Source organism: Nocardia sp. NBC_01503, assembly GCF_036327755.1.
In the GTDB taxonomy this organism is placed as follows: Bacteria; Actinomycetota; Actinomycetes; order Mycobacteriales; family Mycobacteriaceae; genus Nocardia.
In genome coordinates, this window is the sequence record NZ_CP109596.1 from 6723443 (window position 1) to 6737376 (window position 13934).

Here is a 13934-nt window from a genome sequence, read left to right on the forward strand (position 1 = left end):
GACGGTGGCAGGTGTGTTCAAGGCAGGGTGTCGGTCTGAATGCGCGGGTCGAGTTTGCGCAGGGTATCGGGGCGATCGGTCAGACAGGGCCAATCCCGGCTCACCGCTTCGATTGTCGCGTGCCCGGCGGGAATGAGGGCATCGGCGTCGATGCGATCGGCCAGTGCCGCACCGAGATGGTCACTGGCCGGGCGGTCGAGCGGCTGGATGACGGTATTGGGCAGATCCAGCAGGACGGCCAGAATATCCAGGCGGCCCGGCGGTATCAGCGCGCGAGCCGCGGCCAGGGCGGTCGCCGGAATGATGATGGTGTGCCCGGCGTCCGCGGTGGCCCACACCACCGATTGCACATACGCGACGCGATGCGCCCATGCGGTCAGCGCGGCCGTATCGAAGACGACGCCGCCGAGGGTGGAGCCGGGGGAGGTCATGCCGCGCCGGCGTGATCGCCGTCGACATCCTCCTCGGGTAATGGGGGCAGGCCCTGCACGGCGCGGGCGCGATTGATGAGATCCAGCGGGGGACGGCCACCGAAGACCTGCTCGATACGAGCGAGGGATTCGGCGCGATCGACGCGGTTCTTGACTGATTCGGCGACGAATGCCGAGATCGACTCGATACGGCCTTTGCTGCGCCAGTCGTCGAGGGTTGCGGCGATCTCTTCCGGCACCGTCACGGTGATCTTGCGGGTGCGACGTTCTCTCGCCATACCGGAATGATAGCGCGGTATGCCCGAAGGACACGAGAAGGTAACGGCGTGGCCCGATCCGACAGGTGCCGTCGATCCGGCGCGCGGCGACCGCTCCGAGTCCACCGCATTCGGATTCCACTGATCTGAAACCTGCCGGTCACGCGGCGATCCGTGTTCGATACGGTGGGCGTGTGCCGGTCGCGATGCGGGCCGCGCCGGAGTCGCGAGAGGACAGACGATAGATGGCTGAGAGTTCGATCGAGTGGGTCGACGGTGCCCTGGTCACCATCGATCAGCGCGCGTTACCGCAGGAATTGCGGGAGCTGCGGATCACCACGGTCGACGATCTCATCGACGCCATCAAATCGCTGGCGATTCGCGGGGCTCCGGCCATCGGCGTGTCGGGTGCCTTCGGTGTGGTGCTCGCGGCGCTCGCCGCCACCACCGATGGAGTGGTGAATACCGAACAGGTCGAAGCGGAGTCCGCGCGTGTCGCCGACGCCCGGCCGACCGCGGTGAATCTCGCGTGGGGTGTGCAGCGGGCCCTGGCGCAGTTGCCGAAGGGCGTACAGGCCGTGCTCGACGAGGCTCTGGAGATGCTGGCCGAGGACGGCCGGGTGAATCTGGCCGCCGCCACCCACGCCGCCGATCTGGTGCAGCGACTCTGCCCGGATCGTCCGTTGCGGATTCTGACGCACTGCAATACCGGTCGGCTCGCCACGACCGCCGTCGGTACCGCCATCGGCGCGTTGCATGTGCTGCATCAGCGCGGCGCGCTCGCGGAAGTGATTGTGGACGAGACTCGTCCGCTGCTCCAGGGTGCGCGGTTGACCGCGTGGGAGATGGCCGAGGCCGGTATCCCGCATCGCCTCACCATCGATTCCGCCGCCGCGTGGGCGATGGCCACCGAGGGTGTGGACGCGGTCGTGGTCGGCGCGGATCGGATCACCGCCGATGGGTCGGTGGCCAATAAGATCGGCACCTACATGCTGGCCATCGCGGCGAAGCGGCATGGGATTCCGTTCATCGTGGTCGCGCCCGAATCCACTCGGGACGTGGCGACCGCGCGCGGTAGCGACATCGTGGTGGAGCAGCGCGCGGCGGGTGAGGTGACCGGATTCGGTGGTGTCACAACGGCTCCCGAGGGGACTCGGACGTTCAATCCGGCCTTCGATGTGACGCCGCCGGAGCTGGTGACGGCCGTGGTCACCGAGAATGGCGTGCTCGGCAATTCCGCACTCGATGCCGGACGGGAGATCGCCGCGATCGCGCGGGGGCTCTACGCCAATGGCTGGATGCCCGGCACCGCGGGCAATATCTCGGTGCGCCAGGGCGATACGGCTGTGGTCACCGCGAGCGGGCTGTCCAAGGGTGAGCTCGACGCGAACGACATGGTGACCGTCGCGGTCGCCGATTCCGAGCCGGTGTCGTCCACCGGCCGAAAGCCGTCCGCGGAGACCACGATTCACACCGCCGTCTACCGCACCACGGATTCGACCGCAGTCGTACACGTACATCCGCCGCACGCCACCGCCGTGTCCATCGGTGCGGCCGCCGCCGAGGTGCAGCCTGTGCGTTTCGCCGGATACGAGCTGATCAAGGGTCTGGGTGGCGCTCGCCCCGATCTCATCGATATCCCGGTGTTCCCGAATCACGCCGATGTTCCGCGGATCGGCGCGGATATCGAGAAGTACCTGACCGAGTATCCGGACGCCCCGCCGGTGCTTTTCATTGCCGGACACGGCATTACGGCATGGGGTGCCACTTTGGCTCAGGCCCGCGATCGCGCGGAATGCCTCGAGGCCATGTGCGAATTGACTACTTTGACCGGACACCGCGAACTCCCGGTGCGCGAGAATCAGTTCCGAGGAGGAACCCCGAAATGACGCTGCTGCAGATCATGTCCGATCAGGACTCCGCCGAGGTCAAGCTGCGCACCACCGATGACGCGGTGATCGCCGCCGAGCTGAACAAGCGCGGTATCACCTTCGAGCGCTGGTCGCTGTTCGACGGCTTCACCGCCGCCACCTCGACCGAGGAGCTGCTGGCCGAATACCAGTCGCGCATCGACGCTTTGAACGCGGACGGCCGCTTCAAGTTCATCGATGTGGCCCGCATCCACCCCGATGCCACCGACCCGGAGTGGCCCGCCAAGGCCGTCGCCGCCCGGACCAAGTTCCTGGACGAGCACCGGCACGCCGAGGATGAGGTCCGTTTCTTCGCCGCCGGTCAGGGCTGCTTCTATCTGCACCTCGGTGATGAGGTCCTGGCGACGGTCTGCACCGCGGGCGATCTCGTCTCGGTCCCCGCGGGCACCCTGCACTGGTTCGATATGGGCACCGAGCCCGAATTCGTCGCCGTCCGCTTCTTCGAGGAGGAAGACGGCTGGATCGGTGACTTCACCGGCGACAAGATCTCCGGCGGCTTCCCCACCCTCGACGAGTTGCTCCCCGCATGATCAACGTCATCGTCCTCGATATCGAGGGCACCACCAGCCCGACCAGCTCGGTCCGTGAGGAGCTGTACGGCTACACCCGCACCCGCCTGCCCGGCTGGCTGGCCGAAAACGAGGGCGGCGCGGCGGATGCCATCATCGCCGAGACCCGCGCCCTGGCCGGTGCGCCGGGGGCGTCGGTCGCCGAGATCCTCATCGATTGGCTGAACACCGACGTCAAGGCCGAGCCGCTGAAGGCCGCCCAGGGCATCATCTGCGCCGAGGGTTTCCGCAACGGCTCGCTCTACGGCGAGTTCTTCCCCGATGTGCCGCCGATGCTGCGCGCCTGGCGTGAATCCGGCCTGGAGCTCTACATCTACTCCTCGGGTTCGGTTCGCAATCAAAAGGATTGGTTCACCTTCGCCCGTCCCGGCGACCTCTCCCCGCTGATCACCGGCCATTTCGATCTCACCACCGCGGGCCCCAAACGCGAAGCCTCCTCCTACGAGAAGATCGCGGGCGCAATAGGAGTCCCCGCGGAGAGCATCCTGTTCCTCTCGGATCACCCGGATGAACTCGACGCCGCGGTGGCCGCGGGCTGGCGGGCGATCGGTGTGGCTCGCCCCGGCGAACCCAACCCCCCGCGCCCCCCGCACCGCTGGGTCGGCGACTTCGCCGACATCGAACCCAACTGAGCGATAACGGTGTCCAATGCATGGTCGGACGTGACTCCACTTCCCGACGACCTGCTCGCCGCGAAGTCTCTGGTCTATGACCCGTGCGGTTTCACTTGCTCACAGCCGATCGCCGAACCCGAGGGCGGTGCGTACGCCGCCCACACCTTCACCCTCAACGGCCTTACAACCCGATTCCGCACGGGCAAAACCACTCCCACCAAGGTCGGCCAATTCGTCACCGTCTGGACCAGATCCCTCGCCGGCCCGATCCGCCCATTCGACACCACCGATGCCATAGACCTGGTCGTAGTCAGCACCCGCAGCTCCGAGCACTTCGGCCACTTCGTCTTCACGATGGACACTCTCAGCCGACACGGCATCACATCGGTGAACGGCACCGCCGGTAAACGCGCCTTCCGTGTCTACCCACCATGGGTAGACGCCCCCAACCGCCAGGCAACCGCGGCCCAGTCCTGGCAACTCGACCACTTCCTGTACCTGCCGACGAACGCGCCGATCGACATCGCCCGCGCCCGAAGCCTCTATGGGCACGCGACTGTGTGATGCCGTTGCCGAGCCGCAACGGCAATCATGATCATCGGTCGAGGACGTCGTCACGGGGCGTGACGGCCGCGGTGAGGCGATCCGCCAGCGCGCGCAGGTGGTCGATGAGTTCGGGTGGTTCGCGCACGTGGAATCCGAAGCCGAAAAGGCCGGTGTAGACGGCTATTTCGTCGAGTGAGTTCGAGCCGGTGTGCAGCAGGCAGTGCTCATCGTCGATCGCCTCGATGACGCCGATGGTCGGCGGGATGCGATCCGCCGCGACCGCGGCCGATACCTCGAGGGTGATGCGTGCCCGGTAGCGATAGGGGGCGGTGCTGACCCCGTGGGACACCCAGCCGGTGAGGTCGACCTCGGGTGCCGCGCGCGGGGTGAATCGGGGGCCGTTGGGAGTGCGCGGGTGCAGGCGGTCGACACGGTAGGTGCGCCAATCCTGCTTCTCGACGTCCCAGCCGACCAGGTACCAGTGTCGTCCGGTGTGTACGAGCCGATGCGGTTCGGCCGCCCGCCGGATCTCCGAGCCGCCGTGGGTGCGGTAGTCGAAGCGGAGTTGTTCGTGGTCACGGATGGCGGCGGCGATGGTGGTGAGGATGTTGGCGTCCACGGACGGCGTGCCCGCGGGCATGCTGACGGTCGCCGCTTGGAGCGCCGACACGCGGTGGCGTAACCGGGCCGGGAGGATCTGCTCCAGTTTCGCGAGCGCCCGCAGTGAACTCTCCTCGATACCGGTGATGGTTCCGCCTGCCGCGGTGCGCAATCCGACGACGACCGCGACCGCTTCATCGTCGTTCAGGAGCAGCGGGGGCAGTTTGGTTCCCGCGCCCAGTCGATATCCGGCCGCTCCGGCGACCGCGTGTACCGGATAGCCGAGATTGCGCAGCTTGTCGATATCGCGGCGGACGGTTCGCGCATCGACCTCAAGGCGTTCGGCCAGGTCGGCGCCGGTCCACACCCGGGGTGTCTGTAGCAGCGACAGGAGTTCGAGCAGCCGAGCCGAGGTTTCCAACACACTGTGCATTCTGCCGTAGAGCTAGGACGGAAGTTGTCCTAGCAGCGCCATAGAGTCGTTTTCATGAGCGCAGAGATCACTCCCTTCCGTATCGACGTCCCCCAAGCTCAGCTCGACGATCTGCACAGGCGACTGGATGAGACCCGCTGGCCGGACGGCGTCGCCGGAGTCGGTTGGGCGCAAGGCATTCCGCTCGACTACACGCGGGAGTTGGCGCGGTACTGGCGCACTGCCTACGACTGGCGGGCGCAGGAGGCGCGACTCAACTCGTTCCCACAGTTCCGCACCGAGATCGACGGTCACGAGGTGCATTTCCTCCATGTCCGGTCCGCGGTGCCCGACGCGATGCCGCTCATCCTCACCCACGGGTGGCCGGGATCGATCGTGGAGTTCCTCGATGTGATCGGTCCGCTGACCGATCCGGTCGCGCACGGCGGCCAGGCCGGGGATGCGTTCGATGTCGTGGTGCCGACGATTCCGGGATTCGGATGGTCCGGGCCCGCTGTCGGCTGGTCGACGAGCCGGGCCGCGCGGGCCTGGGCCGAACTCATGCGGCGACTCGGCTATGACCGCTACGCCGCACACGGGGAAGACACCGGAGCGGCCATCTCACGGGAGCTGGCGGTGATCGATCCCGAACATGTTGTGGCGCTGCACGTGACGATGATCGCCTCGGCCACGGTCACTCCCGAGACGGCCGACCTGGACAATCCCGCCGAGAAGCGAGCATTGCAGTTGACTCAGCGCGCACAGTACGAACTCGGCGCGTACGCGATGTTGCAGGCCACTCGCCCGCAGACGCTGTCGTACGCGCTCGCCGACTCGCCGGTGGGTCAAATGGCTTGGATCGTCGAACGATTCAAGGACTGGACCGACTCGACCGATGCGCCCGAGGACGCCGTCGATCGGGACGCGATGCTGACCAACGTCATGATCTATTGGCTCAACGGCACCGCGGGCTCGTCGGCCCGCTACTACTACGAGGGGGCCGCGACCTGGGGCAGGCCCGAACCGGAGACCGATGTGCCGGTCGCCGTGGCGGTGTTGCCGCAGGACCTCGGCATCCCCGTCCGCCGCATCGCGGAGCGGAACCACAATATTGTGCGGTGGACGGAGTTCGATCGAGGCGGTCACTTCGCGGCGATGGAGGAACCGGACCTCATCGTCGACGACCTGCGCGCCACCTTCCGCGAATACCGCGACTAGGCAAGGTATCTCGCCGAATCGGGGGAATTCGTCAGGGGCAGCAGTCGCAGTCGCGTGCGGCCGCTGCCTCGGCACCCGGGGCGGCGGGAATCGCACAGCAGGGGTCTCCGCGCCAGGCGTTGATGCCCTCGCGCACCGCGATGGCGGCGATGACGAAAGCCGCGATCGGGTCCGCCCAGGACCAGCCGAGTGCGGCGTTCAGGAGCAGTCCGACCAGGAGCACCGCCGAGAGGTAAGTACAGAGCAGGGTTTGTTTCGAATCGGCCAGGGCCGAGGCCGATCCCAGCTCTCGGGCCGTGCTGCGCTGGGTCCAGGACAGCGTCGGCATTATCGCGAGACTGGCTGCGGCCAGGGCGATTCCGATGGGGGAGTGGCGGGCTACGCCGATACCGAGCAGGGATCGGACCGAGTCCACGCTGACGTAGAGGGCCAGGGCGAAGAAGGAGAACGCGATAATTCGCAGCGCCGCCTTCTCCCGAGCCTCGGGATTTCGGGCGGAGAACTGCCAGGCCACGGCGGCGGCCGAGGAGACTTCGATAATCGAGTCCAGGCCGAATCCGATGAGCGCGGTGGAGGAAGCACGGGTTCCCTCGGTGAGGGCGACGATCGCCTCGATCACGTTGTAGGAGATCGTCGCCACGACCAGCCAGCGAATTCGCTTTGTCAGCAAGGCTTTTCGCTGCGGGGACGGGCGCGTGAGCGATGGTACGGCGGGCATACCGAGTGACATCAGCAGCAGCCTTCGGTTTCGGAGGCCGTGCAGCAGGCGGGGTCGACGGCCAGGACCAGACCCAGGAGATCCTCCAGGGCGCGGGCGATGCGCGCGTCGGCCAGTTCGTAGCGGGAGCGGCGACCCTCCGGAACGGCTACCACCAAGCCGCAACCGCGCAGACAGGCAAGGTGATTGGAGAGGATCTGGCGGGACACGCCGATCCGATCGGCCAGATCCGAGGGGTAGCCGGGTTCGGAGCGCAGGCTCAACAGGATTCGGGTGCGGGTCGGGTCGGAGAGCGCGCGGCCGAAGCGGGCCAGGGCATCGGTGTGCAGCGACGTTTCCACCGGACAAACAGTACAGATAATTCTGTATTCAGGTCAATCTGAACTATTGGAGCCCGCGGCGTCGAGTTTGGCTGCCAGCAGGTGGCAGCGAGCGGCGAGGTCGGGTGGGTCCAGTACCTCGAAGTCGTGTCCGAGCCGCAGTACATGAAAGAGGACGGCGTCGAGATCGGTTGCGCCGCTGAGCACTTCACATTTGCCTTTACCTCGGGGCCGTACCACAGCCGCGGCGGCCGGGATTTGCGCGCGCACCGCCGCGGCTTGGGCGTGCACCAGGAAGCGGGCTTGTTTCGCGTAGACCCCGCTGGCCACGCTCTCCTGTACGTAGGCGACCGGGTCCGGGGTCGGTCTGGCACGGAAACGCCAGGTGCGAGCCGAGACCGCGGTCATTCGGTCGACTCGGAAACTGCGCCAGTCGGCGCGATCGAGGTCGTAGGCGAAGAGATACCAGCGGCGGTCGGAGGCGACCAGGCGGTACGGCTCGACCCGGCGGCGGGTGAGGGTGTCGGCGGAGGGGTAGTCGAAGCCGACTTCGAGTTCGTCGCGGCAGGCCCGCGCCAAGGCCATGAGGGTGCCCGGATCGACCGGGGTCCGACCGCCGTCGAATGATTCGACCGCACCGGCGAGCGTGCGCACCTCGTGTCGTAAACGACTGGGCAGCACGCGATCCAGTTTGGTCAGCGCCCGCAGCGCCGCATCGCCGACGCCCGCGACCGCACCACCCGCACCGATCAGCAGCGCGACCGCGGTGACAATCGCCTCGTCGTCATCGAGCAGCAGTGGTGGCAGGTCCTGTCCGGAACCGAGTTGATACCCGCCGCCGACACCCTGACTCGCGTGCACCGGATAGCCGAGAGCGCGCAGGCGTTCGACATCACGGCGGACCGTGCGAGGCGTGACACCCAAGCGGCCGGCGAGTTCCGGACCCGTCCAGACCTGCCGTTGCTGTAAGAGTCCGAGCAGATTGAGAACCCGCTCGGTGGTGCCGGGCGCAGCAGCGGATGCCGTCATCGAACCCACCTTTCCTGTCACCGAGTCTCCTCAAGATAGCGGACCGATACTGTCCGCTATTGGTGTCAGGGTGGTCGCATGGACGCAGACGGATACGACTGGAATCGATCACTCCGGGAGCAGTGGGAGTGGCATTGGGACAATCAGATTCGACCGCGGCTCGCGGGGCTCACCGATGACGAGTACTTCTGGTCACCGGCGCCGGACGCCTGGAGTGTGCGGCCGCTCGGCACCTCGACCGCGCCGGTGCAGGCCGGGGTGGGGGGCTTCATCATCGACTACGCATTTCCGACACCCACGCCCGCGCCGTTCACCACCATCGCCTGGCGGCTCGGGCATGTGATCGTCGGCGTGCTCGCCATGCGCAACGCCGCGCATTTCGGCGCGCCCGAGACCTCCTACGAGAAATGGGAGTACGCGCACACCGCCGCCGCGGCCCTGGAACAGCTCGAGACGCAGATCGATACCTGGTCGACCGGAGTGCGGGGGCTCAGCGAGGCCGAGCTGCGCACCCCGATCGGGCCGAAAGAGCCGTATCCCGAGCTGTCCATGGCGGATTTGATACTGCACATCAATCGCGAACTGATACATCATCTTTCCGAGGTCTGCCTGCTGCGCGACCTCTACCTGCACACGCATCTCGAGGCACACCCGAAGGAGAACCGATGACCGCCGAGCCGATCCATCTGGACCCGGAAGAGCTCTTCTACAACCCGGCGTTCACCCAGGGCGTGATCGCGCCCGCGGGCAAGACCCTCTATGTCGGCGGCCAACTCGGCAGTGACAGCACCGGCAAGCTGCTCGACGGCGTGGCGGCGCAGACGAAACAGGCGATGCGCAATGTGCTGGCGGTGCTGGCCGCCGCGGGTACCGGACCCGAGCATGTGGTGAAGCTGAATATCTACCTCGGCGCGGACGTCGACTCGGCGGCGGGATACGCCGCGTCCCGGGAGGTGTGGGGTGATCACCGCACCGCCATCACCGTGGTCTCGGTGGCGTCGCAGGGCCGCCCGGGCGCCCTCGTACAGATCGATGCGGTAGCGCTCATCCCCGACTAGGAGTGCGGCGAAAGCCGCTCGGCGGGTTCAGCTTTCGGTGTGGCGAGCGATCGCTCCGACACTGGCCAACGGTGTGACCCTGGCGACCGAATCACTCCCGAACCCGGCGCGCCGCGCCGACGCACTCATGGCGATAGTCGCCGACGGCCCGCTGACCTGACCGACGAAAACAGCGCCTGTCCCGAGAATCTCGGGGCAGGCGCTGTTTTCGTGGCGAGGAGGGTTCAGCTACCGACCGGTGCGGCCGCGGCGCGGGTGATGAGGTACTCCACCAGCGTCATGAGCACGTTCTTGGCCGATACGCGATCACGGGCATCGCAGAGCAGAACGGGAATCTGCTCGTCGAGGTCGAGGGCCTCGCGGACCTCGACCGGGGTGTACAGCGGTGCGCCTTCGAAGCAATTGACGGCGACCGTGAACGCCACGCCGCGGCGTTCGAAGAAGTCGATTGCCGCGAAAGACCCTTCGAGACGGCGGGTGTCGGCCAGTACGACCGCCCCGAGCGCACCGCGCGCCAATTCGTCCCAGAGGAACCAGAATCGATCCTGTCCGGGCGTTCCGAACAGGTACAGCACCAGGTTTCGATCGATGGTGATGCGGCCGAAGTCCAAGGCCACCGTGGTGGTGGTCTTGCCTTCCACACCGCGTAGATCGTCGACCCCTGCGGAGAGTTCGGTGATGAGTTCTTCGGTTCTCAGCGGCGTTATTTCGCTGAGCGCCCCCACCATGGTCGTCTTGCCCACACCGAAACCGCCCGCGATGAGAATCTTCACCGACGCGGCCATGGGCTGGGATTGGTCAAAGTTTTCGGATGCCATCGAGTACAGCTCGCAAAATGTTGAGGTCACCGGGCGCGGCCTCGGGGGAGACCGGCGCCCGGAACTTGAGGATGCCGTCGGAGATGAGGTCGCCGACGAGGATCTTGGTCACTGCCAGTGGAAGCCGCAGGGCCGCCGATACTTCGGCGACCGACAGCGGGAGCCTGCACAGGCGAACGATATCGCCGTATTCCGGTTCGACCCGGCGCAGCACCGGTGCCGCATTGGGCACCACTACTACCGTGAGCATGTCCAGATCATGCCCAGCGCCCATGGTTCGACCGCCGGTCCTGGCGTATGGGCGCACCAATGGACCTGCTTGATCGTCGAACCAGTGATCCCCCGGCCTGGCCATCATGACAGCCTGGGGTCAACCTGTCCGGCCAGATGATGGCGCGGCGTGGTGGACAGATAGGTGCCGACGCGCTGCACGGTCAGGTTCATCTCGTAGGCGACCATGCCGAGGTTGGCTTGTTCGTTGGCCTGCAACGCGAGACAGGCGTGGCTGCCCGCGGCGGTCACGAACAGCACCGCGCGATCCAGCTCGATGACCGCCTGGCGGACACCGCCGCCGTCGAACCGGCTGCCCGCGCTGCGGGCCAGTCCGTAGAGGGTCGAGGACATCGCGCCGAAGTGTTCGGCGTCCTCGCGGCTCATAGCGGAGGAGCGCCCGAGTAGCAGGCCGTCGGTGGAGTGCACCACCGCGTGCCGGACGCCCGCGAGTCGATCCACCAGATCATCGAGTAGCCAGTTGAGATCACCAGCGTTTGAGGTGGTCACCGTCGCCTTCCTGTCGGTCCTGGAATGGGTGGGACACAGGCTCGACCGCGCCGGGATCGGCCCGGCGGCCCTGCCTGGTTCCGTTTTCGATGGCGGAGAACAGATCTCGGGCCTGCTCGGCCGTGCGGGTGGGCTGTTCGGGCGACTCCTGAGCCGCCTTTTCCTGCGCCAATTCCGGTGCGAGACTTGCCTGCCGCCGCCTTCGCGGGAGCTCCGGACGGACGTCGGAGCCAGTGTACTGGGACCGATCGAATTCGCGTGCACGGAAATCGTTTTCCGGTTGCTGCCGGGGTGCCGGGGCAGGCGGAATGTACTGCGGCCGATTGGTGCTCGGATGTGTCGGTGGTTCGAAGGGTCGCGGGGTATCGAAGGACATCTGTCGCTCCGGGGCGAGGGGTTCGGGCCGGGCAGGCAGGGCCGGATTCGAAAACGACGCGGGGGCAGGCGGTTCGAGCTGCCGGGGCGATTCGAAGGGTCCGGGGTTGCCGATCGGCTTCGGCGCTTCGGGCGCGTTCGGGGCCTCGAACTGCTTGGACGCCTCGAACTGCTGCTGGGCCTCGAGCTGCCGGGCGGTCTCGGCGGCGAGGGCGGCGTGGAACTGCCCGGTGTCGAATGCCGTGGGTACGGCCGGGATTTCGCCGGTCCGGCCCGCCGAGACGGTGAGCGAGGAGGGCACCAGCACGATGGCGCGCACGCCGCCGTAATCGGATTCGGCCAGTCGCACCGAGATGCCGTTGCGGACCGCCAGCTGCGCCACCACGAACATGCCGAGGCGGGAATCCTCCGAGAGCGTGTTGACGCCGAAATCCGGTGGGTTGCGCAGCATATCGTTGATGCGGGCGAACTCGGCCTCGGGCATGCCCATGCCCTGGTCGACGATTTCGATGGCGATGCCCTTGCCGACCACATTGCCGCGCACCTCGACCTGCGAGGACGGCGGGGAGAAGTGCGCGGCATTGTCGACGAGTTCGGCGAGCAGGTGGATGAGGTCGGCCACGGCCGAACCGGCAACCGCCACCTCGGGTAGTCGAGTGATCTTGACGCGGGTGTAGTCCAGGGCCTCGCCCACACCGCTTCGCACCAATTCGATGAGCTGCACCGGATTTCGCCACTGCCGGCCCGGCTGCCCGCCCGCGAGGATGATCAGGTTCTCGGCATTGCGGCGTTCGCGGGTGGCGAGGTGGTCCAGGCGGAAGAAGATCTCCAGCAGGGTGGGATCCTCCTGCTTGGCCTCGGCCTCGTCCAGCACCTCGAGCTGGCGGTGCACCACGACCTGGCTGCGGTGCGCGATATTGAGGAAGACCGCCTTCACGCCCTCGCGGGTGCGGGCCTCGGTGACCGCGGCGGAGACGGCGGCGGTGTGCGCATGGCCGAACGCCTTCGCCACCTGACCGATCTCATCGGTGCCGAAGTCGAGTTCGGGTGTCTCGGTGGAGATCTCGACCTGTTTGCCGTCACGCAGCTGCGACATGATCTCGGGCAGTCGCTCATCGGCGAGCACGAAGGTCTGGTCACGAAGCCGCTTGAGCCGTCCGATGATGCGGTTGGCGAGCAGCAGGGCCACCAGGAACGCCGAGAGCGATACCAGCAGCATCGCGCCACCGGCGATGGCCGAGTTACGGGCGTTCTTGTCGGCGACGTCGGCGGCCACGCCGAGGGAGTACCGGCTCTGGGCGTCCCACATATCCAGCAGCGACTTGTTGACGGCGTTGACCGTGTCGTGCCATTCCTGCGGGGTGAAGGTCAGCGGCGCGACCGGCTGGGTGGCACCGGCTTTGACGGGCGCGGCGGTCATGGGATCGAGTGCGCGGGAAAGCAGCACATTCTCCATCATGATCAGCTTCTGCCAGTTCGGGTCATTGACCACGGCCTGGAAGGCGGGTTTGCCCTTACTGCCGTCCGCGCCGGCGAGCACACCGATATTGACTCGGTACGCGCCGAGGACCCGGGAGAATTCGACGGCCAGGTCCGGCGTGAGAGTGCCGTCCTTGAGCAGCACCTCGGCCAATGAATCCGCGCGCGAGAGCATTTCGGAGGCGGAGACGATCTCCAGGGTCGCCGCGGTCTCCATGGCGATTTCCGGATTGGGCGCGGTGGTCTCCACCGCGCGGGTGCCGATGGAGATGAGGTCGAGCAGATGTCCGTAGAAGTTGTAGGCGTCGGCCAACGGCAGTGCGCCGCCGTCGATCTGGGTGCGCACGGCCGCCAGGGATCGGGTCAGGGTGAGGAATCCGCCGACGTCGCCGGTGACCTCCTGCGGACCCAGGTTCTCCATGTCCTTGGTGGTGCCGCTCATCCCGCGCAGCGCATTGTCCAGCCGAGTTCTGGCCTGGGTCAAGGTCTTCGGGTTGGGTTCGTCACCCGCGAGCTGGGCCATGGTCAGCTGACGTTCCAACTGGACCGCGCTGACCAATTCCTTCGAAAGAGGTGTCGCGGCCGTGAGTGCGTCCGCCCACTCTCGCGCGTTCTTGCCTTCCACCACCAGGTATCCCGCGCCACCCACACCGATTACGAGCAGCGCGAGGCTCGGAACCAATGCGATGGCGAGAACACGGGTCCGGACCCCGAGTCTCGCTCTGAACATCGCCACAACGTAACGGGACGTGCATCACATTCTCAACCGTATCCCATTG

Annotated in this window: 18 protein-coding genes; 8 read left to right on the forward strand and 10 right to left on the reverse strand. The window is 66.7% G+C overall.

The genetic code is table 11. The annotated features are described in order from the left end of the window. Positions 1-17: 17 nt before the first annotated feature. The gene (locus OHB26_RS30765; RefSeq protein ID WP_330180755.1) at positions 18-431 is read right to left on the reverse strand and encodes a hypothetical protein; all 414 of its coding nucleotides are present in this window, start codon (positions 429-431) and stop codon (positions 18-20) included. Then, positions 428-709, reverse strand: a complete 282-nt coding sequence (locus OHB26_RS30770; protein WP_330180756.1) for a hypothetical protein — start codon at positions 707-709, stop codon at positions 428-430. The genes OHB26_RS30765 and OHB26_RS30770 overlap by 4 nt, the downstream gene beginning before the upstream one ends. A gap of 224 nt (positions 710-933) precedes the next feature. On the opposite strand from OHB26_RS30770, the gene mtnA reads away from it, so the two are divergent. From mtnA to OHB26_RS30790, 4 genes are read left to right on the forward strand one after another with little or no spacing between them, the layout of a single operon-like run. After that, positions 934-2577 carry an S-methyl-5-thioribose-1-phosphate isomerase gene (mtnA, locus tag OHB26_RS30775; protein ID WP_330180757.1) on the forward strand — a complete coding sequence of 548 codons (1644 nt, stop codon included), beginning with the start codon at positions 934-936 and terminating at the stop codon, positions 2575-2577. Next, positions 2574-3149 (forward strand): 1,2-dihydroxy-3-keto-5-methylthiopentene dioxygenase, encoded by a 576-nt coding sequence (locus OHB26_RS30780; protein ID WP_330180758.1) that lies wholly within the window; start codon positions 2574-2576, stop codon positions 3147-3149. Before mtnA ends, OHB26_RS30780 begins: the two co-directional genes overlap by 4 nt. After that, the gene (gene mtnC / locus OHB26_RS30785) at positions 3146-3820 is read left to right on the forward strand and encodes an acireductone synthase (protein ID WP_330180759.1); all 675 of its coding nucleotides are present in this window, start codon (positions 3146-3148) and stop codon (positions 3818-3820) included. The genes OHB26_RS30780 and mtnC overlap by 4 nt, the downstream gene beginning before the upstream one ends. 9 nt (positions 3821-3829) lie before the next feature. After that, a complete protein-coding gene (locus OHB26_RS30790; protein ID WP_330180760.1) occupies positions 3830-4366 on the forward strand; it encodes a MepB family protein in 537 nt (178 codons plus the stop codon). Between the two features lie 31 nt (positions 4367-4397). On the opposite strand, the gene OHB26_RS30795 is transcribed toward OHB26_RS30790, so the two are convergent. Then, positions 4398-5372, reverse strand: coding sequence for a helix-turn-helix transcriptional regulator (locus OHB26_RS30795; protein WP_330180761.1), 975 nt, complete (start codon positions 5370-5372; stop codon positions 4398-4400). Positions 5373-5435: 63 nt separating this feature from the next. On the opposite strand from OHB26_RS30795, the gene OHB26_RS30800 reads away from it, so the two are divergent. Further along, positions 5436-6578, forward strand: a complete 1143-nt coding sequence (locus OHB26_RS30800) for an epoxide hydrolase family protein (RefSeq protein WP_330180762.1) — start codon at positions 5436-5438, stop codon at positions 6576-6578. Positions 6579-6609: 31 nt separating this feature from the next. Here OHB26_RS30800 and OHB26_RS30805 read toward each other — a convergent pair whose 3' ends face one another. Genes OHB26_RS30805 through OHB26_RS30815 form a run of 3 tightly spaced genes read right to left on the reverse strand, consistent with a single transcriptional unit; the run spans position 6610 to position 8645 of the window. Next, positions 6610-7296 carry a cation transporter gene (locus OHB26_RS30805; RefSeq protein ID WP_330185832.1) on the reverse strand — a complete coding sequence of 229 codons (687 nt, stop codon included), beginning with the start codon at positions 7294-7296 and terminating at the stop codon, positions 6610-6612. Positions 7297-7307: 11 nt separating this feature from the next. Then, entirely contained in the window at positions 7308-7637 is a 330-nt protein-coding gene (locus tag OHB26_RS30810; RefSeq protein ID WP_330180763.1) for an ArsR/SmtB family transcription factor, read from the reverse strand. Between the two features lie 33 nt (positions 7638-7670). Continuing rightward, positions 7671-8645 (reverse strand): helix-turn-helix transcriptional regulator, encoded by a 975-nt coding sequence (locus OHB26_RS30815; RefSeq protein ID WP_330180764.1) that lies wholly within the window; start codon positions 8643-8645, stop codon positions 7671-7673. A gap of 78 nt (positions 8646-8723) precedes the next feature. On the opposite strand from OHB26_RS30815, the gene OHB26_RS30820 reads away from it, so the two are divergent. Genes OHB26_RS30820 through OHB26_RS30830 form a run of 3 tightly spaced genes read left to right on the forward strand, consistent with a single transcriptional unit; the run spans position 8724 to position 9863 of the window. Beyond that, positions 8724-9314 (forward strand): DinB family protein, encoded by a 591-nt coding sequence (locus OHB26_RS30820; RefSeq protein ID WP_330180765.1) that lies wholly within the window; start codon positions 8724-8726, stop codon positions 9312-9314. Next, positions 9311-9703, forward strand: coding sequence for a RidA family protein (locus OHB26_RS30825; protein WP_330180766.1), 393 nt, complete (start codon positions 9311-9313; stop codon positions 9701-9703). The genes OHB26_RS30820 and OHB26_RS30825 overlap by 4 nt, the downstream gene beginning before the upstream one ends. 37 nt (positions 9704-9740) lie before the next feature. Continuing rightward, positions 9741-9863, forward strand: a complete 123-nt coding sequence (locus tag OHB26_RS30830; RefSeq protein ID WP_330180767.1) for a hypothetical protein — start codon at positions 9741-9743, stop codon at positions 9861-9863. A 64-nt stretch (positions 9864-9927) separates the two neighbouring features. Here the strand turns inward: OHB26_RS30830 and OHB26_RS30835 are convergent, their stop codons facing one another. From OHB26_RS30835 to OHB26_RS30850, 4 genes are read right to left on the reverse strand one after another with little or no spacing between them, the layout of a single operon-like run. Then, positions 9928-10488, reverse strand: a complete 561-nt coding sequence (locus OHB26_RS30835; protein WP_330180768.1) for a GTP-binding protein — start codon at positions 10486-10488, stop codon at positions 9928-9930. 13 nt (positions 10489-10501) lie between these two features. Then, on the reverse strand, positions 10502-10876 hold the full coding sequence (locus OHB26_RS30840) for a DUF742 domain-containing protein (protein WP_067563524.1): 375 nt from the start codon (positions 10874-10876) through the stop codon (positions 10502-10504). After that, entirely contained in the window at positions 10876-11301 is a 426-nt protein-coding gene (locus tag OHB26_RS30845) for a roadblock/LC7 domain-containing protein (RefSeq protein WP_330180769.1), read from the reverse strand. Before OHB26_RS30845 ends, OHB26_RS30840 begins: the two co-directional genes overlap by 1 nt. Continuing rightward, on the reverse strand, positions 11279-13885 hold the full coding sequence (locus OHB26_RS30850) for a sensor histidine kinase (RefSeq protein WP_330180770.1): 2607 nt from the start codon (positions 13883-13885) through the stop codon (positions 11279-11281). Before OHB26_RS30850 ends, OHB26_RS30845 begins: the two co-directional genes overlap by 23 nt. Positions 13886-13934 lie beyond the last annotated feature (49 nt).

Bases quoted from the DNA above. Each gene is read 5' to 3' on its own strand.
- OHB26_RS30765 (WP_330180755.1), bottom strand. From the start codon at position 431: ATGACCTCCCCCGGCTCCACCCTCGGCGGCGTCGTCTTCGATACGGCC.
- OHB26_RS30770 (WP_330180756.1), bottom strand. From the start codon at position 709: ATGGCGAGAGAACGTCGCACCCGCAAGATCACCGTGACGGTGCCGGAA.
- mtnA (WP_330180757.1), top strand. From the start codon at position 934: ATGGCTGAGAGTTCGATCGAGTGGGTCGACGGTGCCCTGGTCACCATC.
- OHB26_RS30780 (WP_330180758.1), top strand. From the start codon at position 2,574: ATGACGCTGCTGCAGATCATGTCCGATCAGGACTCCGCCGAGGTCAAG.
- mtnC (WP_330180759.1), top strand. From the start codon at position 3,146: ATGATCAACGTCATCGTCCTCGATATCGAGGGCACCACCAGCCCGACC.
- OHB26_RS30800 (WP_330180762.1), top strand. From the start codon at position 5,436: ATGAGCGCAGAGATCACTCCCTTCCGTATCGACGTCCCCCAAGCTCAG.
- OHB26_RS30805 (WP_330185832.1), bottom strand. From the start codon at position 7,296: ATGCCCGCCGTACCATCGCTCACGCGCCCGTCCCCGCAGCGAAAAGCC.
- OHB26_RS30815 (WP_330180764.1), bottom strand. From the start codon at position 8,645: ATGACGGCATCCGCTGCTGCGCCCGGCACCACCGAGCGGGTTCTCAAT.
- OHB26_RS30820 (WP_330180765.1), top strand. From the start codon at position 8,724: ATGGACGCAGACGGATACGACTGGAATCGATCACTCCGGGAGCAGTGG.
- OHB26_RS30825 (WP_330180766.1), top strand. From the start codon at position 9,311: ATGACCGCCGAGCCGATCCATCTGGACCCGGAAGAGCTCTTCTACAAC.
- OHB26_RS30835 (WP_330180768.1), bottom strand. From the start codon at position 10,488: ATGGCCGCGTCGGTGAAGATTCTCATCGCGGGCGGTTTCGGTGTGGGC.
- OHB26_RS30840 (WP_067563524.1), bottom strand. From the start codon at position 10,876: ATGGCCAGGCCGGGGGATCACTGGTTCGACGATCAAGCAGGTCCATTG.
- OHB26_RS30850 (WP_330180770.1), bottom strand. From the start codon at position 13,885: ATGTTCAGAGCGAGACTCGGGGTCCGGACCCGTGTTCTCGCCATCGCA.